The sequence below is a fragment of the Dellaglioa sp. BT-FLS60 genome (assembly GCF_054941065.1).
In genome coordinates this window covers 174371-196993 of sequence record NZ_JBSOLI010000036.1, presented here as the reverse complement: position 1 = coordinate 196993, position 22623 = coordinate 174371, and the positions used below count along the sequence as shown (strand labels likewise).

Here is a 22623-nt window from a genome sequence, read left to right as displayed (position 1 = left end):
TCATTTGGAGGAACGGAATGAGAAAAAGAGCCAGAATTATTTATAATCCAACATCCGGCCGTGAAGCTTTAAAAAGTGATCTCGTTAGTATTTTAGATATCATTGAAAATGCCGGGTATGAAACAAGTGCTTATGCCACAACAGCCAAAAAACACTCAGCTCGTGATGAAGCAATGAGAGCTGCAAAATCAGGGTTTGAGTTAGTTATTGCTGCTGGTGGAGATGGGACTATTAATGAAGTCGCTAATGGGATTGCTGGACTAAAGCATCGACCTAAAATGGGTGTTATTCCTGCTGGAACGACGAATGATTATGCCCGAGCTTTAAAAATACCTAGGGATGATTCAGTTGCTGCTGCAAAAGTGATTGCTAAAGGTAGCACTATCAAAATGGATGTTGGACAAGCTGGAGAAAAATATTTCATTAATATCGCCGGTGGTGGTTTATTGACGGAATTGACTTATGATGTTCCTTCACAATTTAAATCTCTTTTTGGTTACCTGGCTTATTTAGTTAAGGGTGCCGAAATGTTACCTAGAATGAAGCCAATTGAAATGAACCTCGAATATGATGGGGGAATTTTCAAAGGGAAAGCATCAATGTTCTTACTCGCATTGACGAACTCCGTTGGTGGCTTTGAACAAATCGTACCAGACGCATCACTTGATGACGGTAAGTTTACCTTGCTCGTTGTTAAAGCAAGTAATATCGCCGAAATGTTGCATTTAATGGCACTTGTATTGAATGGTGGCAAGCATATTAATGATAAACGTGTGATTTATGTAAAAACATCAAAATTAATTGCTAAACCAGTCAATAATAAAATGATGATCAATATTGATGGTGAATATGGTGGCGATGCCCCAATGACTTTCAAAAATTTGAAACAACATATCGAAATGTTTGCCAATACGGATGCTTTACCAGATGCTTTAATCACATCAAGTCGGACAGCTGCAGAAATTGAAGCTGAGGAACATTTTGTGCAAGAAGTTGAAGAAATGCATGACGAAGATATTGACGGCAATGGTACAATTAATAAAGTAAGCGATAAATAAGAAATCAAGTAGGATTGAGGTGCTCGGTAAAGACCTCAATCCTGTTTTATTCCTAAAGTTAGAATCTATTGACTTTTAGGGGTTAAACATGGTTGAATAAAGTAAATACGCGGAACATCGAAAGGACAACAATGAAAAAACTACCTCCAGTAATAAAGAACCAAGAATTTGACGCAGAGATTATCGATTTAACTTATCAAGGCATGGGTGTCGCCAAAGTTGATGGCTACCCATTGTTTATTGAAAATGCTTTACCAGGTGAAAAAGTTAGTATTCGTGTGATGAAAGTAAGCAAGAACTTTGGTTTTGCTAAAGTTTTAGCTTTCCGTAACGAAAGCCCAGATCGTGTTGAAACAAAGGGTTCAGCATACACACAAACAGGTATTGCACCTTTACAACATTTAGCATACCCAGCACAATTGAAATTCAAACAAGCACAAGTTCAAGAATTATTGAAAAAAGCACATTTAGATATTGAAGTATCTGATGCTGTTGGGATGGAAGATCCATTCCATTACCGCAATAAAGCACAAGTGCCTGTTCGTGAAATTGCGGGTGAATTAAAGACTGGTTTCTTCAAGAAAAACAGTCATGATTTTATTGCAATTGAAGATTTCTTAATCCAAGATGAAGAAATTGATAAAGCAATCGTTGCTGTACGTGACGTTTTACAACGTTTCCATGTGGAAGCTTATGACGAACGTGCACACAAAGGAATTATTCGTCACATTATGGTTCGCCGTGGTCATTACTCAAAACAAATGATGATTGTCTTAGTAACACGTTCTAAAAAATTACCAATGTTTACTGAAATTACTGCCGCAATCCGTGAAGCATTACCAGATGTGACAACAATCGTTCAAAATACAAACGCTGAAAAAACAAATGTAATTTTAGGTCGCGAAAACAAAGTTCTCTTTGGCCCTGGGTACATTGAGGATCAATTGAATGGGTTAACATTTAGAATTTCACCACATTCTTTCTACCAGATTAACCCCGTTCAAACAGAAAAATTATACGCTGCAGCTTTTGAACGTGCTGGTTTAACAGGTAACGAAACAGTTATCGATGCTTATAGTGGTATTGGTACAATTTCATTATCAATGGCAAAACATGCACGCCAAATTTATGGTGTTGAATTAGTTTCTGAAGCGGTTAAAGATGCGAAAGAAAATGCTAAGATTAATGGTATTGATAATGTTCGTTTCGAAACAGGGATGGCAGAAAACTGGATGGAAAACTGGAGTCATGCTAACTTGAGACCCGACGTTTTAGTAGTCGATCCTCCTCGTAAAGGTTTAGAACCAGCATTCATCGAAAGTACACTTAAGATGCAACCTAAAAAAATCGTTTATATCAGTTGTAACCCATCAACATTGGTTCGTGATATCGAAGGATTTATGGCAGATGGTTATAAAGTAACAAAACCAATCTTACCAGTGGATCAATTCCCACAAACAACACATATTGAAACAGTTACAATTTTAGAAAAATAATCAAAAATTAAGACACTTCAAAGGCGGATGCCAATGGGGTGTCTTTTTTTTGGTTAATTAAGGTTAAAATCGTTTTTTTCTAAATATAATATACCCTAAGGTAAAGAAAATGATCGTGTACCCTAAAGTACCCAACGTTATCTGTAAATTACTTAGCATCGTTAATTTACGATAAACTGGGAAATTAGCATATTGCAAGACAAGGTTGGACATATTTAGGGGATTCCATTTAATAATATTTGAATAGTTACTATATGAATTTAACAAAGCGTTTGAAATATTAGTGCCCATAAAAATAATGACTATATTAACGGTAACGACTACTGAATTATTGTTAATCATACAAGATATCAAAAAAATTAAGCTAATAATTAATAAAGACGTTATTATATCTACTCCGGCCGTCATAAACATGTTCGTTACCAAATTTTGATGATATTGATAAATTGAAAGCCAATCATAATACCCATTTAATGACAGTGCCTTTAGTAGAACCGTTAATAGTATTGCGATTAGATGTAACAAAATATCGTATAAAAATATAATGATGAATTTTGAAAGATAGACGTATAGCTTACTTGGTGATTTATAAAGTAACGTTAATATCGCATTATTTTGAAACTCCATTGAAAAAAGGGTTGAACCAACGATTACCAATATTAATGATATCCACTCACTAGCGCCATAACTGGACATAATTAACCAACGACCACCTTTACTACCAAATGTAACTCCTAAACATATCATTAAAAATAAGATGACTAATGGTGCAAACCATGTCATTTTTTTATGACTAAACTTATAGAATTCTTGGTATAAGCTAAATCTCATTAGAGTTCCTCCTTAACCCGATTACACACGTCTTTTTTTAAATAATTGATAACCTAATATAAGAAAAATAACCGTGTAAGTGACTGTGCCACTAATAATTTGAAGATTCGTCAAATTTGAAAATTTAAAATAACTATTGTCTGATAATTGTCCCATTACATACATCATGTTGAATGGATTCCATTTCATTATGCCAATTGTTCCGGTAAACGACTGCATAATTGCGCTTGAAACCTGTGCACCCAAATAAGCAATCAATAATCCGATACCCACAACGACGGCATTAATCTTAATTAGTGCAATCAATAGGAAAGACAATGAGACAATAAAAATGACCATCAAAAATGTGCCAATAGTATTGACTAGCAAGTTGTTTAATAAAGAGTGTTGATTATGATAAATTGCGAGCCAATTATACCGATTTCCGACTAATAGTGCCTTTATAACAAATGTAAAAATGGTGCCCGTGATTGTTAAAAATCCGCCATATAAAGCAACTATGATGAATTTTGCTAGATAAATAAATTGTTTTTGCGAGTTTTTATAAAATAAATTAATTATCGTATTATTTTGATATTCCATTGCGATGAAAGAGGATCCAATGGCAATTAAGATAATGACAATCCATTGTCCAGTACCAAATCCCATTGTAATAATTGTTCTACCAATATTACTAGCGGCAGTATATAGCATTAATAAAAATAAGATAATTACACCGTAAAATGGAGATTTTTGATGTCTGAATTTATAAAATTCTTGATTTAGACTATTTTTCATCGCTATTCCTCTTTATTTTTTAGTAAGTTAATTACTATTTGTTCGAAGTTATCACTTTTAGGAATTAGTTCTAATAAATGAATATGATTTTCATAAAGTAAATCTTGAACTTGATTGACAGCAGCTTGATCGACTAGTAAGTAGCCCTCTGACAAGTTAACCGATAATTTTTGAGCCTGAATTAATGTGATTGATTTAGGCATATCTTCAGTTAATAGCTGATAGATTTGTTGATTTAATTGCTTAAATTTATTAATCGATTCATTAACAACTAGTTTTCCATTACTAATTAAAACGACATCAGTCATTATTTTTTGTAATTCATTTAATACATGACTTGAAATCAAGAAAGATGACCCTTCGGCCGCATATTTTTTAATAACTTTTCTTACTAGAATGGTTGCTTCAATATCTAATCCATTCATTGGTTCGTCCAAGATAACTAGTTCTGGTCGATTCAATAATGCAATCGCAATTCCTAGTTTTTGCTTCATACCTAATGAATAGCTTTTTGATTTGTTATTGATGTATTTATTCATTTCTAAGAGTGCCACTAAATCGTCCATATCATGCACATCTTTAGCATAAAGTTTTAAATTCTGAGTTCCAGTTAAAAATGGATAAATTGCTGGATGTTCAATTAGAGCACCAACTTTCGCTAATGCCCTATGATTATTTTCGGTAACAACTTGATTATTAACTTTAATCGTTCCAGTGAATTTAGTAAGACCTAGAATCGTCTTCATAATTGTCGTTTTACCAGCACCATTTGGCCCAATTAACCCAACAATGGATCCAGACTTCACTTGGAATGAAACATTGTTAATGATTTTTTTACGTCCTACAAAAACATTAATATCTTTAATAATTAGCATATAATCACCTCAATTTTAATTATAAGAACTATTCAGTTAGCATAAGCCGCTTATGTAGTTAATCGTTTACGTAACTAACATTATTCTTTATTTAAAGCGTTGTCAATTGAAATGGCATTATTAAAATAATCCAATGTGTTTACTAAATAAAAAGGATTATCTATTTTTGATGAATTAATTAGTGATAAGATAAATAGCTGCTAATGCACTGTTGACAGCGGATACATTTAGCGATATGCTGTAGTTATTCACAATGTTATTACAATTAAGTAAGCATGTGTGGACTTAAATGACTAATAAATGATTTAATAAGGTGTTATCAGAATTCTGAGCATGACTTATTTGTAGGTGGTAAGCTATACCTAATACAGATAAGTCTATTTTTTTGAGGTGAAAGTGATGGAAATCAAACGTGTTTTAAATAATAATACTGCTATATCCGTCAATCACAGCGGACTAGATGTATTATTAATGGGCGCTGGGATTGCCTTTGGTAAAAAGCAAGGTCAAAATGTTGATATGGATAAAGTTGAAAAAACGTTTATTATTAAAGATAAGGACACGCTTAATAAATTTACAGACCTTGTTATAGATGTTTCTTTGCCGGAAATAATGATGGCTGAGAAGGTTATCAACTTTGCTAAAATTAAGTTAGGTAAAAAATTCAATGAAACAATATATGTTAATTTAACTGATCATATGCACAATTCTATTGAACAATATAAATCAGGGATTATTTTGAAAAATCCTTTAAAATGGGATATTGCACGATTCTATCCAGATGAATATGCAGTTGGTCAAAAAGCAATTAAAGTTATTTCGGATGAATTGAATATTAACTTTGAAGATGATGAGGCTGCTTTTATTGCGTTACATTTTGTGAATGCAGAAATAGAGGGAACCGACGCTGGTAAAAACTTAGCTTATAATGTCACGAAGATTGTCAAAGAGATTGAAGACATTGTGAAAGATTACTTTCATACTGAATTTGATGAATCATCATTGAACTATTATCGTTTTATTACTCACTTGAAGTTCTTTGCGCAGAGACTATTAGCAGGGAAACATTATGACGATGATGAAGATCAGATTCTTCTTGAAACAATAAAGAAACGGTATCAAAAAGCTTATGATTGTACACTTCAGGTTCAAAAGTTTGTTAGCAATAATTATCAATATGAAATAAGTGGAACAGAATTGTTGTATTTAACAGTTCATATCAATAGATTAATAAAAAATTTATAGGGTGTTATTTAAAAAAGCATGACCTAAAAGACAAGCAATATCGTCTTTTTAGGTTATGCTTTTTTTCTATCAAAGGAGAGTATAAAATGAAAAATAAAGATTCAGTAAAAAAAATATACGATGAAGTTGGGCAAGAACAAAATATTAAGTCACTTATCCATTGTATGACGAGATTACGATTTGAATTAAAAGATGAAAGTATTGTGGATGATGAAAAGGTAAAAGAAATACCTGGTGTTATGGGTGTTAATCATCAAAATGGGCAATATCAAGTAATTATCGGAAATGATGTTGGTGATTATTATGATGAAATCATCAAAATGGGGAATATTACTGGAGAGTCATCAAATGAACCAGAGAAAGAAAAAGAAAATTTATTCAATCGCTTTGCTAGTTTTATTTCAGCTTGTATGTCGCCATTGATTCCTGCATTAATTGGTGGTGGGATGATTAAAGTTATTTTAATTTTATTACCATTACTTGGTTGGATGAGTGAAAAAGGGCAATCATACGCAGTACTAACAACATTTGGAGATGCACCATTTTATTTCTTACCTATTATGTTAGCTGTTACTGCAGCTAAATATTTCAAAGTGACACCAATGCTGGCGGTGACAATTGCTGGCATTATGATTCATCCAACGTTTATTGCAATGGTTACTGCTGGTAAAAGTGTACATTTTATGGGTTTACCAGTAACATTAGCAACTTATTCATCATCTGTTATACCTATTTTAATGGTAGTTTGGGCGATGAAATATATTGAAAAAGGTGTGGATAAAGTTTGTCCTGCATCAATGAAAAGTATTTTAAAACCACTTTTAGTTTTATTTATCACAGCAACGTTAGCACTTATTGTTATTGGACCAATTGGGACATATGCGGGTCAATATTTATCAGATATTATTTTATTCATTCAAGCTAAAGCTGGTTGGTTAGCAATGATCGTGATGTCAGCTTTCATGCCTTTAATTGTGATGACTGGGATGCATTGGGCTTTCGCACCATTGTTTCTTAATGCTTCGATTGCGTCACCGGATTCACTTATTTTGCCTGCTATGCTAGCTGCAAATATTGCGCAAGGGGCTGCTTGTTTAGCTGTTGCCATTAAAGCAAAAAATAAAAATACAAAACAAATTGCAAGTGCCGCAAGTATCTCAGCTTTATTAGCTGGTGTTACTGAACCTGCTTTGTATGGGATCACTCTTAAATATAAGAGACCTTTATATGCTTCAATGATTGCAGGAGGTATTACAGGATTATTTATGGGAATTATGCATTTGAAATCATTTGCATTTGCTGTACCGTCAATTATTTCAATGCCTCAATTTGTAAGTAAAACAGATGGTCAAAATATTTATACAGCTGTTATTGTATTAGTTGCGTCATTTATAATTAGTTTTGTTTTGACATACCTTTTTGGAATTGATGAGGGCGAAGTTAAAGTTGCAACTGTTACTGCAGGTACCAACATTAATGCAGAAGAAATTAAGACATTAGAATCGGGTTCAAAAGAGACAAAGAAAATATTTAGTCCAGTTTCTGGGGAAGTTATCACACTAGAAAGCGTGAATGATCCCACATTTTCAGAAAAAATGTTAGGTGACGGTATCGCAATTATTCCAAAAGATGGTAAAATTGTTGCACCTTTCTCTGGGAAAGTTGTAACAGTATTCCCAACCAAACATGCTATTGGATTGAAAAGTGATACAGGAATTGAACTATTAATTCATTTTGGGTTAGATACCGTTAATTTAAAAGGGAAACCATTTACACAACATATTGAAGCTGGTCAACACGTCAAGCAAGGTGAATTACTCATGGAAGCAGATATAAAACAAATTCAAGATGCTGGTTATGATATAACGACCCCAGTGGTTGTAACAAATACGGCAGAATTTGTTGAAATTGTGCCAACGGAAGAGACGGTTGTTACAAAAGATGATATTATTTTATACGTAATCTAAGAGGAGGAAGTCAAATGACAAAATTTCCAAAAGGATTTTTATGGGGTGGCGCAACTGCTGCTAATCAACTTGAAGGTGCCTATAATGAAGGCGGAAAAGGCTTATCAATTCCGGATGCGCTACCAGGTGGGACTGAAAGATTTGATATTATTAATCAACCAGATTTTGATTGGAAAATTGATTCTGAAAAATATACTTATCCAAATCATGCCGGAATTGATTATTACCACCGCTTTCGTGAAGATATTGCCCTTTTTGCAGAAATGGGATTTAAGGCTTATCGTTTTTCAATTGCATGGTCACGAATTTTTCCACAAGGCGATGAATTAAAGCCAAATGAAGAAGGCTTAGAATTTTACGATAAGGTTATTGATGAGTGTCTAAAATATAATATTGAACCCGTTATTACAATTTCACATTATGAATTACCACTTAATCTAGTGACAACTTATGGTGGATGGAAAAATAAAAAATTAATTGAATTTTACGCCAGATTTTCTGAAACAGTTTTAGAACGTTACCATACAAAAGTTAATTATTGGATGACTTTTAATGAAATTAATAGTGCGTTACATTTTCCAGTTATGAGCCAAGGATTAGTGGCAAGTAATGGCGCAAACGATATGCAAAATATTTATCAAGCATGGCATAATCAGTTTGTAGCAGGAGCTATGGCTGTTGAAGCGGGGCACAAATTAGACGCTAACCTACAAATCGGTTGTATGATTTTATACGCGACAACGTACAGTTATAATTCTGATCCTGTTAATCAAATGGCAACGCTTGAACAAAATCAAGAATTTAACCATTTTTGTGGCGATGTTCAAGTTCGTGGTGAATACCCAACATACACAAATCGTTTAATACAAAAATATGGGTTCAAGTTTAGTGATTTAGAGACAACAGCTGAGGAGTTAGCTTTATTAAAAGCCAATCCTGTTGATTATATTGGATTCAGTTATTACATGTCAGCAACTGTTGATGAAACAAATGTGGCAAAAGATAGCGCACAGGGTAACTTAATTGGTGGTGTTAAAAATCCATATTTGAAAGCCAGTGACTGGGGTTGGCAAATTGATCCAACTGGTTTGAGAATTGCGTTGAATGAACTTTACCAACGGTACCAAAAACCATTATTTATAGTTGAAAATGGCTTTGGTGCAAAAGATGAACCAGATGAAAATAAATACGTTGTTGATGATTATCGAATCGATTATTTACGTGCGCATATTGAAGCCATGGCGGATGCCATTAATGATGGGGTTGATTTAATGGGCTATACACCATGGGGATGTATTGATTTAGTCAGTGCATCAACTGGCCAAATGTCTAAACGATATGGATTTATTTATGTTGATTTAGATGATGAAGGCCAAGGGACGTTAGATCGTTTTAAAAAGAAATCATTTAATTGGTATCAAGAAGTTATTCAATCAAATGGAGAAAATCTATAATAATAGCATCGCATTGAAAACGGGTTTGTTTTTAATGCGATTTTTTGGTGCAAACTAGTTGTATCCATTTTAAAAAAGAGTAATATGTGAATTAACTTAAGATGAGGAGGGTTCATTATGGCAAAAGAAACTGAAAATGAGTTACGCGCACGCTTATCAAAAGAGGCGTTTGAAGTAACGCAACATGCTGCAACAGAAGCACCATTTACAGGTAAGTACGATGATTTTTATAAAAAAGGTATTTATGTTGATATTGTCAGTGGTGAAGCACTCTTTAGTTCAGCGGAAAAATATGATGCCGGTTGTGGTTGGCCATCATTTTCTAAGCCCATTCCTGGTTCAAAGATTGCTGAACTGATTGATACAAGTTTACCAGGCCGTCAGCGAACAGAAGTGAGAAGTAATGAAGCTAATTCACATTTGGGCCACGTTTTTGATGATGGTCCTCAAGAACAAGGTGGATTACGTTATTGTATTAATTCAGCTTCACTGAAATTTATCCCTGAAACAGAAATGATAAAAGCAGGTTATAGTGACTTTTTAAACGTTTTATAAAAATAAGCAAAATAAAAACATTCGACTTTTGAGCTGGTCAGGCTCATGTTACTTAAGTCGAATGTTTTTTGTTATTTAATGAATCGGCGTCGTATTGTTTGAATAGCTATTCCAACAAATGCGATACCAATTATTAAAAGTCCCATTTTTCGCGCTCGGCTTGTATTTTGTTCATTAGTTTGAGGTAATGTTGCTTTTGATGTAGTAACATTGTTCTTTTTGTTAACGGTTTCATTTTTTACGTTGTTTGAAATGTTAGGTGTGACGTTGGTGTTAGTTACTTTTGGAGCGATGGTCATGTAAGGTCTAGCAGGAGTAATAGTTACGGGTTTAACAAAAACTATTGGAGTTACAGGGTCCGGAGTTACAGGATCAGGAATAACAGGATCCGGAACAATAGGATCAGGAGTCACAGGGTTCGGAATAATAGGGTCCGGAACAACAGGATCAGGAACAATAGGATCCGGAGTTACAGGGTCTGGAACTACAGGGTCTGGAACTACAGGGTCCGGAGTTACAGGGTCCGGATCTATAGGATCAGGAACAACGGGATCAGGAGTTACAGGGTCCGGAGTCACAGGGTCCGGAGTCACAGGATCAGGAACAACAGGATCCGGAATAATAGGGTCCGGAACAACAGGATCAGGAGTTACAGGGTCCGGAACTATAGGATCTGGGACAACGGGATCAGGAGTTACAGGATCTGGGACTATAGGATCCGGAACAACGGGATCAGGAGTTACAGGGTCCGGAATAACAGGGTCAGGAACAATAGGATCAGGAACAACAGGATCCGGTTCCTTGTAAGTTGATGTACTTTCTTGAAGGTCCCAACGATGTGATTCAGCTCTTATATGAACAGATTTACCAATGATGTTACCATCAAGGTTCTGAATGACTTCAATAGGGGCATATGGAGCTAAGATACTACCTTGGAATGGAGCTGCGATTTTTAGTCCTTCTTTAGAAGGGAGGTCAAGGCTTCTTTCATAGAAGTTCCAAAGTAAATGGTTATCTCCAAAAAATTCAGTTTCTTGGTTATGTCTGAATGAGCCATCAAGGTACTTAAGTTTAATTTGTGAGTTTATGTTATACATAGTTCCGTGACTAGCATTGACGTTAAAAATGATAGTTGCACGATCATTCGCGTTTTTTGATAGTCCAGATATAGTAAGAGGTGTATCCATTGCTAGAACATCAGGTTCTAAATTAATAATAATCTGATGTTGAGGGTTAGGTGTCAGTGTAGAAATGTCAATCTCACGTGAATTTCGATCGGCAAAGTCTGAGTTTTGGTATGATTTATGTGGTGTAAGTGATGCTAATGTACGGTTTGTGGCTTTAAGTGCATCGAATTCTTTATCAAAGTCGATATAGGGTGATAATCCTGGTTTATCTTGGAAAATTTGATCTAAAGTTAAATGATCCAGATAAGTTCCGTTCACTTTTGGACGATTTGGTTCAGTGATGTCAAGGTCGTTGTCAATTCCAAAGACGGCTTTATTACTTCGCGTATCCGTTTTTGTTACAAAAGAACTGCCTAAAATATTTTTCACATTTTTAATGTATGAAATATCTTTAACTAATGACTGATCAACAATTTTAGAGCCAAAATCAGTATTTCCAACAAGTGTTTCAACGGCAATATTACCACTCGTATGTGTGTCTAATATTGCTTCACGAGTAAAAATGTGGAAAGCAGAAGCAAGTTTAAGCGGTGTGTTAATGTTAGCAACATCATCATAAACAGATCCACTTGCTTGGATGCTTGTAGCTGCATCTGTTGCCTTAATACTAGAATCAGAAGACTTTTCAACGAGTTCTGTCTTGATCTCTGCAGTGCCATTCATAGTGGATGCAGAGATTGCACCAATACTATGTATACCCGTTAAGAATGTGAAAAGACCAACTGTTAAAAATGTAGTCCTAGTGAGTAGCTTACGGCGAATGTGATTCTTACCATCGTAGAATTTTACTTTGTTTGTCATGATGAGCATCTCCTTTTATTATTTATTTACTATCTTAACTATAACAAAAAAATAATGAAAAGGAAAGCAATAAGAATAAATGTTTTAAAAAAAGGCTGGCCTTTAACGTCAAATACCGTTAAAAGTCAGCCTTTCTGAAATTATAATTAAATTTTTTTATGGATAAAATAAACCGGAATTCCAATGGCTGTTATCAATAAACCGACAAGTGCTAAAGTGGTTTGTGTCAGTAAGGTAGTCACTAAAATGAAGAGACCGCCAATAATGGCAATAATTGGAATGATTGGATATAGGGGTACTTTATAAGGCCTTTTTAGGGCAGGTTCTCGTTTTCTTAAAATGAATAACGCAATAAAAACAAGCACGTTGAAAATCCAAATGACAAAAATTAACATATCCGTTAATAAATCAAAACTCCCTAAGAACATCATAAGAATGGCAATCGTAATTTGTAAAAGACCTGCTACATAAGGTACTTTTGTATGAGGGGATAAGCGTTTTAGCCAATTACTGAATGGTAATTGATTTTCTAATGCCATTGCATAAGGAACGCGCATACCAGTTAGTGTATAGCCGTTAATGGCACCATAGACGGAAACTAAGATGCCGATTGTGACGAATTTGCCACCAAATTGACCGAATAATTGTTGAGAAGCATCGGAAGCAGCATTTAAATTACCAGCTAATCCAGAAATGGGTAGTGCTTTAAGGAAGACAAAATTAATCAGTGTATAGATAATGGTAATGAAGAATAGTCCAGAAATAATTGCTTTTGGTAAATCTCGTTCTGGATGATGCATTTCACCAGCGATGTTTCCGACACCAATCCAACCATCATAAGCGAACATTGTTGCAAGTAGGCCACCACTTAAAGCAGTAACGAATGAATGGTGTGCGCCAGCTGTTAATGGAATTAAATGAAATGAAACATGTTCAGGTGTGAAAATTCCCCAAACAACGATGACGATAATGGGTAATAATTTTAAAATTAATGAAATTGATTGAAAGGCACCACCAACTTTTGCCCCTAAGAAATTAATTAACGTGATGCTAACGCCACTAATTAAAGCAATTGGAATAATTAGGTGAGCATCAAGATGAAAGAGGTTGGTAAATTGGGTCCCAAAAATAATGGAAAGGGCTGCAATATTTGCTGGATAATAAATAATTGTTTGCGCCCAACCAAGTAAAAATGCTGGGAAACGACCATAAGTATATTCGATATATTTAATTGCGCCACCTGTTTCAGGAATGGCAGCTGCAAGTTCTGCAGCGGTTAGTCCAGCACAAATTGTCAGGAATCCACCAAGTAACCAGACGAATAACGTGAGGTTAGCGGACTGCGTTTGTTGTGTGACACTTGAAACTTTGAAAAAAACACCTCCGCCAATAACGGTGCCCATAACAGTTGAAAGGGCAGCAAAAAAGCCAATATCTCGTTTTAGGTGATCATTACTCATGGAAAAATCCTCGTTTCTATTTTGAAATATGTATCTCATTATTTTAGACTATTTAATCCCGTAATGAAACAAAAAATGAAGAAGAAAACCAACAAAAATCTGTTAATCTTCATCTTCACTTTCGTCTTCTGTACGCTCTTTAATGAGTGCTAATTTAATGGGATAAGTGCGATTATCTGCTTCATCGAATAAACTAATAGGTCCTTTATCATTTGCATCAATTCTTAGATGAAAACCATATTCGTCTAAGAAACTAAGCTCACGTTCATCTAAATGCTCAACTTTACCATTGAGTATACGTTCATCAATTTGAATGGTAAGATCTGATGAAATGTCTAGATTATGGTGACGGTGACTAAGTTCATCATAGAATAACCAATGTCCAGCATAAAGAGTAGGTAGAGAAACCTTAGTTTTAGGTGCGGTGATTGACTTGATATCTTTCGTTAATCCAATAAAAAATGATGCACCTATTAGTGCAAAACTACGTTTCTTCACGGCTATCCCTCCTGTTAGAACTGCTTTATTTAAATATAGCACTTTTAACGAACAACGCGGAATAAATTGCCCAAAATATATATAAATTTAATCTATCGTCACGAAATTGAAATAAAAGGATTGTTATGAAAACGGTTCAATTATTGGTACAATGAATTTAATAATAAAACGGAGGCTGTAAATATGATTAAATTAGGTATCATTGGAACTAACTGGATTACTGGTCAATTTGTTGACGCAGCGCATGAATCAAAAGAATTTAAATTGATTAGTGTCTATTCAAGGTCAGAAGCAAAAGCCAAAGAGTTTGGTAAAAAATATGGAGCAAGCAATTTTTACGATAATATGACAGAATTTTTTGCATCAGATACATTTGAAGCCGTTTATATTGCATCGCCCAATAGTTTACATTTTGAACAAATAAAATTAGCTATTGAAGCAGGGAAAAAAGTCATTGCCGAAAAGCCAATGGTATCGAACCCGACAGAAATGAGTGAAATTCAAGCCGTTTTAGAGGCTCATCCTGAAAGTCAATTATTCGAAGCAGCTCGTCAAATTCATCAAGCTAATTTCAAAATAATTGAACAAAAGGTAGCTGATATGGCAACTATTCAGGGGGCAACCTTAACTTATATGAAATACTCGTCACGCTATGATGCCATTTTGGCTGGTGAAGAACCTAATATTTTCTCACCAAAATTCTCGGGTGGGGCCTTACAAGATCTAGGTGTCTACGTAGTTTATGATGCTGTTTCTTGGTTTGGTACACCACTTGAGGTACAATATAAGCCAACGCTACTACCAACTGGTGTTGATGGTAAAGGTGTTGCAATTTTAACTTACAAAGATTTCAGTGTGACATTGAACATTGGCAAAACCGCTAATTCATATTTAACAAGCGAAATTTATGGTCTAAAAGAAACAATTGTGATGGATAATGCTGCTGAATTAAACGAAGTCACTTATCGAGACGGTTCTGACAAAGAAGAAATGCTGAGCCAATTTCCCGCTAAAAATCCGATGTTGGCTGAAGTTATTGATTTTGCGCAAGTGATTAACCAACCGAATGATGAAATCAATCAAGCCAATTACAAAAAATGGCAAGAACTTAGTGTGACGGTTAACAAAGTCTTGTTTGATTTAAGGCAAAGCGCTGGAATTAAATTTCCAGCTGATGATAAATAAGCATGACTGAGATAAGTTTTCGCGAATCAATGGAAGCTTATTTTTTATATGCTATACTTAACTATTAAAACTAATCCTATGAAGTTAAAAGAAAGAGACTAAAATGAATCCAAAATTTGATGCATATTTTAAAGAACAAGGTTTTGAAACACAGTCACCTATTCAAGAAGCGGTCTATGAACCATTAAAATCCGGTGAAAATGTCCTTGGATTAGCGCCAACTGGTTCAGGTAAAACGTTAGCATTCAGTTTACCATTGCTTGAAAGATTAATACCAAAAGACGGGATTCAATTACTCATTATTGCACCATCACAAGAGTTAGCAATGCAATTAGCTGGCGTTATTCGTCCTTGGGCTAAGGAACTTGATTTAAAAGTTCAAGCAATCATTGGTGGCGCAAATATGAAACGCCAAATTGAGAATTTGAAGAAAAAGCCTGAGATTATTGTTGGAACACCAGGTCGTTTAATGAATTTGGCTGAAGATAAAAAAATTAAATTACACAAAGTTAAATCTGTTGTGATTGATGAAGCAGACGATTTATTGACGGATGAAACCCTGACAACTTGTCGTGACTTGATTAGCCAAGCGCCTGCAGGTATCCAATTAAGTTTCTTTTCGGCAACGGAAACAGCTATTTTAGATGATTTGAAAAAATGGTTTGGTGTCGATGTTGTCACTTACGATGTCCGGGATATTGATCAAACACAAGGTGTTGTTCATCATTATTCTATTGAAACGCCAACACGTAAACGCCAATCAACCTTGCGCCGCTTAGCCAATGTTGAAGACTTCTACGCATTAGTTTTCTTCAATCAATTATCGTCGTTACAAGACATGGCTCAAAAATTAAAATATGACCATGTACCAGTTGCTGTTTTGGATAGTGAACAACGCCAAGTCAATCGCGCTAATGCCTTATCGCAACTCCACAAGCATGAGATTAAATTACTATTAACAACAGATGTTGCTGCTCGAGGTTTAGATATTCCAATGTTACCAGCAGTTGTGAACTATGATATGCCTAAAGATACAACTTCGTATATTCATCGTGTGGGCCGTACTGGACGTATGGGTGCCGAGGGAATGGTGATTAACCTTGGGAATGAACACGATTTACGTACATTAAAACAAGATTTGAAAAATACACCATTTGAGATTGAAAAAGGTTACTTATATGATGGCGCAATTGTGACGGAACGACCAGAACGTGTGGCTGAACCTAAAGTCAAGAAACCTAAGCAAGTTGAAGCAAAAGCTAAAACGGGTGATGGGCAAAAACAATCTGATGAACCTATCAAGAAACCACATCGTAAAGTTCGTTTAAGAAATCAAAAAAATAAAGGTAAAAGACGTAAACCTAAAGCAGAACATTTCGATTAATCATAGCAATCATCCAATTATTATTGGGTGATTTTTTTATTAAGGAACTCTGTAAGCGATTGCAATGCAGCGGTAATCGTGCTATATTTAAAGAGGTTAATCTATATAGATAAGGGAGTTGAATGTGTCTATGGCAAACGTTCGGTTAGACGAGACTCATTTTGAAGATTACTTTGATTTATCGATTTATGCGTTTAACAAAAAGGTAACGCCTCAAAGAAAACAATTTTTTCGAAAATTGTATGAGCATTCAGTAAATTGGGGCTCAGTTGAGGCAGGTCGAGTTGTTAGTGGTGTGATTAATACACCGTTCATGACACATTTTCATGGAACTCACTTTAAAATGGGTGGAATCGGTTATGTTGCAAGTTATCCAGAATTTGCTGGTCAGGGTAGTATTGGACAGCTAATGAATTTGGCCTTGAATGACATGTATGCTGACGGAATGACCTTATCATATTTAGCACCGTTTTCATATCCGTTTTATCGTAAATTTGGTTATGAAGCGACATTTGATCAGACCATCTATCGGATGAATGCGAAGTCGCTACCTCGATTAAAAGTGAACCCAATTGGGCATATTGAAAGGCGACGTTATTCGGAAGTAAAAGATGAATTGAAGACTTTGTATCAGAATAATCAATTGTCACAACAAGGTGGTATCGAAAGAGCCGACTGGTGGCTAACGTATTCAGCCGAGAAACATCCTGGCTGGGAGACGGCCATCTACTATAACGAAGCAGATGAGGCACAAGGCTACCTGGTTTATCAAAGAGAAGCTGATGAATTTAAAATTGTGGAGTGGGTCTATCAAACCAGTGAGAGCTGGCTTCAATTACAGAATTTTGTGATTAAACATCAGTCTGCATACGAATGGTTTAGTTATGCAAGTCCAATTGGACAGCCATTCCCAGATCTGTTAGCAAACCCTCAAGTTGAAATTAAAACAAAGCCTTATATGATGGCACGAATTGTAAATGTAGCTGATTTTCTTACGCGTTACCCTTATCAACACGACTTTGAAGCAGTTGTGATTCAAGTCAAAGATACGAATATTGCTGCCAATGATGGGCAATGGCAAGTTAGCCGAGTAGCTGGGCAGACCTCAGTTGAAAAAGTTAGGGATCGAGCACCAACACTATCAATTGATATTCAAAATTTAACCCGAAGTATGATGGGCTATCGAACACTCAAACAAATGGAAAAATTTGGTTTCGTGTCTGGTGATATTATGGCATTTGATCGCGCATTAATTAAAGAACAACCAATATTAAGTGATTACTTTTAAGGAGAGAAATAAGATGGAATATGAAAAAATGAGTCAGTTCCCAACCGATTTTTTATGGGGTGCTTCTTCAGCAGCTTATCAAATCGAAGGTGCTTATAGAGAAGACGGTAAAGGTCTTTCAGTTTGGGATAAATTTGTCCGAATTCCTGGGAAAACATTTAAAGGAACAAATGGTGATGTTGCAGTTGATCATTATCATCGTTATAAAGAAGACGTTGCGTTAATGAAAGAACAAGGATTGAAAGCTTATCGTTTTTCAATCGCTTGGACACGGATTTATCCTGAAGGTAAAGGGCAAGTAAATCAAAAAGGAATTGATTTTTACAATCGTTTAATTGACGAATTAGTTGCTAATGGCATTGAACCAGTTGTCACACTTTACCATTGGGATTTGCCTCAAGCATTGCAAGATGAATATGGTGGTTGGGAATCTCGTGAAATTATTACTGATTTTACTAACTATGCTAAGGCTTGTTTTGATGCTTTTGGTGACCGTGTTAAATATTGGGTCTCATTGAATGAACAAAATGTGTTTATTTCTCATGGTTACCAAATGGAAAGTCATCCACCTGCAGTTAATGATGAAAAACGGATGTATGCTGCAAATCACATTGCTAATTTAGCCAATGCTTCAGCAATTAAGGCATTCCATGATGGTCATTATCAAGGTGGTATTGGACCAAGTTTTGCTTATAGCCCGGGTTATGCTGTTAATGGAGATCCTAAAAATCAAGTTGCAGCGACTAACTATGAAGACTATGCTGCTCATTTTTGGATGGATGTTTATGTTTACGGACGTTATCCAAAGATGATTTTCAAATGGCTAACTGAGCGTGGAACAGCCCCTGTTGTGACGGATGAAGATCAAGCCCTTTTAATTGCAGGAAAACCTGATTTTATGGGACTTAATTATTATCAGACGCAAACAATTGCTGCTAACCCATTAGTAGGTGGTGTGGGACTTGCTGCTGAAAATAATACAGGTAAAAAAGGAACTAGTTCTGAAAGTGGTGTGCCAGGGATGTTCAAGACCACTAATAATGAGTTCTTAAAACAAACTGATTGGGATTGGAATATTGATCCTGAAGGTTTAAGAATTGCGTTAAGACGAATTGATAGTCGCTATGACTTACCCGTTTTAATTACTGAGAATGGTCTTGGTGCATATGATAAATTAGAAGAAGGCAATATCATTCATGATGATTACCGCATTTACTTTATCAATGAACATATTAAAGCTATTCAAGAAGCGATTACAGATGGTGTCAAAGTAATAGGCTATACAACTTGGAGTTTTACTGATTTATTGAGTTGGTCTAATGGGTATCAAAAACGTTATGGCTTTGTCTATGTTGACCGTGACGAAGACAGTGCCAAAGAATTAAAACGTTATAAGAAAGACTCGTTCTACTGGTATCAAAAGATTATTAAAGAAAATGGCAGTAACCTGTAAAAAATCTAAATAATTATTGATTGCGCTTACATGGGGTGGTACACTAGTAAGTGAAATGAGTGTTACTGATTCGATCAGGCATGACCTATTGATAGAGATGTGTAAATGTCTGTATTTATGGGTCTTTTTTTATGGAAAGGGGTCGGTTTGATGTGAAGTTTGTTAAAAATTTTAATAATAATGCAGCTTTAGTTGAATCATCCGATAACGTTGAGTGGGTCGTTATTGGTAATGGTATTGGATTCGGTTATCATTCCGGAGATAGCATCGATGAAGACCGTATTGACCGTCGGTTCAAGGCCGAAGAAGATTCAGATACAATGAAACTCATATCAGGATTTGATGCACAAATTTTAGATATTGCTACCGCTCTCGTTAAAGTGATTGAACCATTAATTGAAGCTAAATTTGATGATGTTCAATTTTTAGTTTTGGTGGATCATTTGCAATATTCATTAAAGAAGAATAGTGAAGAAATGTTTTTAAATGATCGTTCAGTTCATTGGGAAATTAAAAAGTTATTTCCAGTTGAATTTCACGCAGCCGAGGTTGGTATTCGTGAGATTGAATCAGAATTTAATGTTACGGTTCAAAAAAACGAACTTATTTTGCTAACCTATCATTTGATTAACGTCAAAGAAGGTGGGCATGCTGTTCAAGATTCAATGAAAATGTCTGAACTTATTTCAGGAATTATTAATATTATTCAATTAGATACTGGTATTATTCTCGATGAAAAAACATTTAATTATAGTCGATTTGTGTCACATTTGCGTTATTTATTCATTAGACATTTTAATAATACTGAGATTGATCGTGCGGAACTTGATCCTGAGTTACTTGCAATGATGATTAGTCGTTATCCACAAGTTTACGAAACAGTGGAAAAAATTGTGCATTATATTAGAGAACGTGCCAATTGGGATTTACAAGCTGATGAGCAAGTATATTTAGTACTACATATTTGGCGAGTCACCCACAGGCAAGAAGATAATTAAATAAATTGATAATAAGGTGTGTTATTGCCATTTATAAGCAAGCATAAACCCAGTTATCCATTTTGAACTCAATTTTTTTTGAGTTGGAATGGATAACTGGGTTTTCATTTATAAAAAATAAAAGGAGTGATTGTGATGAGTTACGATAAATTAGCTAAAGACATTTTAAAAAACGTGGGTGGAGAAGCTAACGTTAATAGTGTCGTTCATTGTACAACACGTTTAAGATTTAAATTAAAAGATGAAGGTAAGGCCAACACAGACGTTTTAAAAGATATGGATGGCGTAGTGACGGTTGTTAAAAGTGGTGGACAATACCAAGTAGTTGTAGGGAATCAAGTGCCAGAAGTTTATGACGAACTCATTAAAGGTAGTGGCCTTGACGGAGACGGGATTGTACCAGATAATGATGGCGAAAAAATGAAACCACTTGATGCATTTATTGATATGATTTCAGGAATCTTCGCACCAACTTTAGGGGTTTTAGCTGCAACAGGTATGATTAAAGGATTCGTAGCGTTATTTGTTGCATTTAATTGGATTGCAACAACTTCAGGAACCTATATTATTTTAAATGCTTTAGGTGACTCTTTCTTCTACTTCTTCCCAGTTATATTGGCTTATAGCGCAAGTAAGAAATTTCACGTTAATCCATTATTAGCGATGGTCATTGGGGCGACGTTAGTTTACCCAACTATTGTGGCGCAGGTACCAGCAACACTGGCTGCCTCAGGTGGTAAAGTACTCTACACGCTATTCTCAGGTACAATTTTTGAATCACCTATTTATATGACATTCTTGGGCATTCCAGTTATTATGATGAGTTATGCATCATCTGTCGTTCCAATCATTGTGTCAATTTGGTTTGCATCGAAAGTAGAACCATTTTTCAAAAAGGTCGTTCCGGAAGTGGTACGAACATTCTTAGTACCAATGTTGACAGCTCTTGTTGTCGTTCCTGTGACATTCTTATTCATCGGTCCTTTATCAACTTGGGCTAGTGATCTTGTGGCTACAGGATTTTCAGTTGTCTATTCATTCAGTCCAATTGCCGCTGGAGCAGTACTTGGTGGTTTGTGGCAGGTACTTGTTATTTTTGGGTTACATTGGGGACTTATCCCACTTGCAATTCTTAATATATCGACAAAAGGTTCAGATCCCATTCTTGCACTTATGCTTGGAACAACATTTGCGCAAATTGGGTCAGTTTTAGCTATTACAATTAAAACAAAAAATAAAAAATTAAAGGGTCTTGGCTATTCTTCGTTTATTTCAGGAATTTTTGGTGTAACAGAACCAGCAATTTATGGGATTACGTTACCTCGTAAAAAACCATTTATCATTACCTGTATTTCAGCCGCTATTGGCGGGATGATTCTAGGTGTATTTGGAACAAAAAGCTACATGATGGGTGGATTAGGAATTTTCTCAATTCCAAGTTATTTGAATCCTAAAACGGGTATCGATATGTCATTCTACGCTGTTATGATTGCGATGGTTGTTTCGTTCGTATTGGCATATGTTTTAACATTGATGTTTGGGTTAACAAAAGCAGATCAAGAAGTCCCAGTCGCTGCTGAAGCAACAACGACAACTACAAAAGTAGCACCTGTTCAATCAGAGGCAGTTAAAGAAGAGGTTCTTGTTAGTCCACTTAAAGGGCAAGTTTTACCATTGTCAGAGGTTAAAGATCCTGTTTTTAATTCCGGCGCAATGGGTAAAGGTATCGCAATTTTACCTGAAATTGGGCAATTATACGCACCGGCTGATGGAAAAATATCATTAGTTTTCCCAACGGGACATGCAATTGGTATGAAGACGGCTAGCGGTGCTGAAATATTGATGCATATCGGAATGGATACTGTTGAATTGGAAGGTAAATTTTTTGAAATTCAAACTGAAATGGATAAAGTTGTTAAAAAAGGTGATTTGCTACTGAAATTTGATATTGAAGCTATTAAAAAGGCTGGGTATGAAATTATTACGCCAATTATTGTGACAAATACACCAAGATACAAAGAAATTAGTGATCTTGCTAAAGAACAATCAGATGTAATTGTTGGTGATGACTTATTGGACTTAGAAGTTACTATAGGAGGTAAATAATAATG

The 22623-nt window shown here is 35.3% G+C and carries 18 protein-coding genes; 12 read left to right on the top strand and 6 right to left on the bottom strand.

Translation table 11 applies throughout. From position 1 onward, the window contains the following. The first annotated feature begins 17 nt into the window (after nt 1–17). Nucleotides 18–1058 carry a diacylglycerol kinase gene (locus ACVQ8P_RS08235; RefSeq protein WP_462298737.1) on the top strand — a complete coding sequence of 347 codons (1041 nt, stop codon included), beginning with the start codon at nt 18–20 and terminating at the stop codon, nt 1056–1058. A gap of 131 nt (nt 1059–1189) precedes the next feature. Continuing rightward, nucleotides 1190–2554: a 23S rRNA (uracil(1939)-C(5))-methyltransferase RlmD gene (gene rlmD, locus ACVQ8P_RS08230; protein WP_462298837.1), complete on the top strand. Its 1365-nt coding sequence runs from the start codon at nt 1190–1192 to the stop codon at nt 2552–2554. Nucleotides 2555–2617: 63 nt separating this feature from the next. On the opposite strand, the gene ACVQ8P_RS08225 is transcribed toward rlmD, so the two are convergent. Genes ACVQ8P_RS08225 through ACVQ8P_RS08215 form a run of 3 tightly spaced genes read right to left on the bottom strand, consistent with a single transcriptional unit; the run spans nt 2618 to nt 5037 of the window. Beyond that, nucleotides 2618–3385 (bottom strand): ABC transporter permease, encoded by a 768-nt coding sequence (locus ACVQ8P_RS08225; protein WP_462298736.1) that lies wholly within the window; start codon nt 3383–3385, stop codon nt 2618–2620. Nucleotides 3386–3406: 21 nt separating this feature from the next. Further along, on the bottom strand, nt 3407–4162 hold the full coding sequence (locus ACVQ8P_RS08220) for an ABC transporter permease (RefSeq protein ID WP_462298735.1): 756 nt from the start codon (nt 4160–4162) through the stop codon (nt 3407–3409). 2 nt (nt 4163–4164) lie between these two features. Next, nucleotides 4165–5037 carry an ABC transporter ATP-binding protein gene (locus ACVQ8P_RS08215; RefSeq protein ID WP_462298734.1) on the bottom strand — a complete coding sequence of 291 codons (873 nt, stop codon included), beginning with the start codon at nt 5035–5037 and terminating at the stop codon, nt 4165–4167. A gap of 399 nt (nt 5038–5436) precedes the next feature. On the opposite strand from ACVQ8P_RS08215, the gene licT reads away from it, so the two are divergent. The 4 genes from licT to msrB all read left to right on the top strand — a co-directional run bounded on the left by licT (nt 5437) and on the right by msrB (nt 10258). Beyond that, on the top strand, nt 5437–6282 hold the full coding sequence (gene licT / locus ACVQ8P_RS08210; protein ID WP_462298836.1) for a BglG family transcription antiterminator LicT: 846 nt from the start codon (nt 5437–5439) through the stop codon (nt 6280–6282). A gap of 86 nt (nt 6283–6368) precedes the next feature. Continuing rightward, the gene (locus ACVQ8P_RS08205) at nt 6369–8249 is read left to right on the top strand and encodes a beta-glucoside-specific PTS transporter subunit IIABC (protein ID WP_462298733.1); all 1881 of its coding nucleotides are present in this window, start codon (nt 6369–6371) and stop codon (nt 8247–8249) included. A gap of 14 nt (nt 8250–8263) precedes the next feature. Further along, entirely contained in the window at nt 8264–9703 is a 1440-nt protein-coding gene (locus ACVQ8P_RS08200) for a glycoside hydrolase family 1 protein (RefSeq protein ID WP_462298732.1), read from the top strand. A gap of 117 nt (nt 9704–9820) precedes the next feature. Then, on the top strand, nt 9821–10258 hold the full coding sequence (gene msrB / locus ACVQ8P_RS08195; RefSeq protein ID WP_462298731.1) for a peptide-methionine (R)-S-oxide reductase MsrB: 438 nt from the start codon (nt 9821–9823) through the stop codon (nt 10256–10258). Between the two features lie 71 nt (nt 10259–10329). Here the strand turns inward: msrB and ACVQ8P_RS08190 are convergent, their stop codons facing one another. The 3 genes from ACVQ8P_RS08190 to ACVQ8P_RS08180 all read right to left on the bottom strand — a co-directional run bounded on the left by ACVQ8P_RS08190 (nt 10330) and on the right by ACVQ8P_RS08180 (nt 14204). Next, nucleotides 10330–12246 (bottom strand): collagen-binding domain-containing protein, encoded by a 1917-nt coding sequence (locus ACVQ8P_RS08190; protein ID WP_462298730.1) that lies wholly within the window; start codon nt 12244–12246, stop codon nt 10330–10332. A 146-nt stretch (nt 12247–12392) separates the two neighbouring features. Next, on the bottom strand, nt 12393–13706 hold the full coding sequence (locus ACVQ8P_RS08185) for an APC family permease (protein WP_462298729.1): 1314 nt from the start codon (nt 13704–13706) through the stop codon (nt 12393–12395). A 102-nt stretch (nt 13707–13808) separates the two neighbouring features. Continuing rightward, complete coding sequence (locus ACVQ8P_RS08180) at nt 13809–14204, bottom strand: DUF4828 domain-containing protein (RefSeq protein WP_462298727.1); 396 nt, start codon at nt 14202–14204, stop codon at nt 13809–13811. 183 nt (nt 14205–14387) lie between these two features. Between ACVQ8P_RS08180 and ACVQ8P_RS08175 the strand changes: the two genes are divergently transcribed. The 6 genes from ACVQ8P_RS08175 to ACVQ8P_RS08150 all read left to right on the top strand — a co-directional run bounded on the left by ACVQ8P_RS08175 (nt 14388) and on the right by ACVQ8P_RS08150 (nt 22618). Next, nucleotides 14388–15389: a Gfo/Idh/MocA family protein gene (locus ACVQ8P_RS08175; protein ID WP_462298726.1), complete on the top strand. Its 1002-nt coding sequence runs from the start codon at nt 14388–14390 to the stop codon at nt 15387–15389. Between the two features lie 103 nt (nt 15390–15492). Further along, nucleotides 15493–16773, top strand: a complete 1281-nt coding sequence (locus ACVQ8P_RS08170; protein WP_462298725.1) for a DEAD/DEAH box helicase — start codon at nt 15493–15495, stop codon at nt 16771–16773. 130 nt (nt 16774–16903) lie between these two features. Continuing rightward, nucleotides 16904–18061: a GNAT family N-acetyltransferase gene (locus ACVQ8P_RS08165; RefSeq protein WP_462298724.1), complete on the top strand. Its 1158-nt coding sequence runs from the start codon at nt 16904–16906 to the stop codon at nt 18059–18061. A gap of 13 nt (nt 18062–18074) precedes the next feature. Continuing rightward, nucleotides 18075–19514, top strand: a complete 1440-nt coding sequence (locus ACVQ8P_RS08160) for a glycoside hydrolase family 1 protein (protein WP_462298723.1) — start codon at nt 18075–18077, stop codon at nt 19512–19514. Between the two features lie 131 nt (nt 19515–19645). Beyond that, on the top strand, nt 19646–20512 hold the full coding sequence (locus ACVQ8P_RS08155) for a PRD domain-containing protein (protein ID WP_462298722.1): 867 nt from the start codon (nt 19646–19648) through the stop codon (nt 20510–20512). A gap of 135 nt (nt 20513–20647) precedes the next feature. After that, a complete protein-coding gene (locus ACVQ8P_RS08150; RefSeq protein ID WP_462298721.1) occupies nt 20648–22618 on the top strand; it encodes a beta-glucoside-specific PTS transporter subunit IIABC in 1971 nt (656 codons plus the stop codon). The last annotated feature ends 5 nt before the right edge of the window (nt 22619–22623 follow it).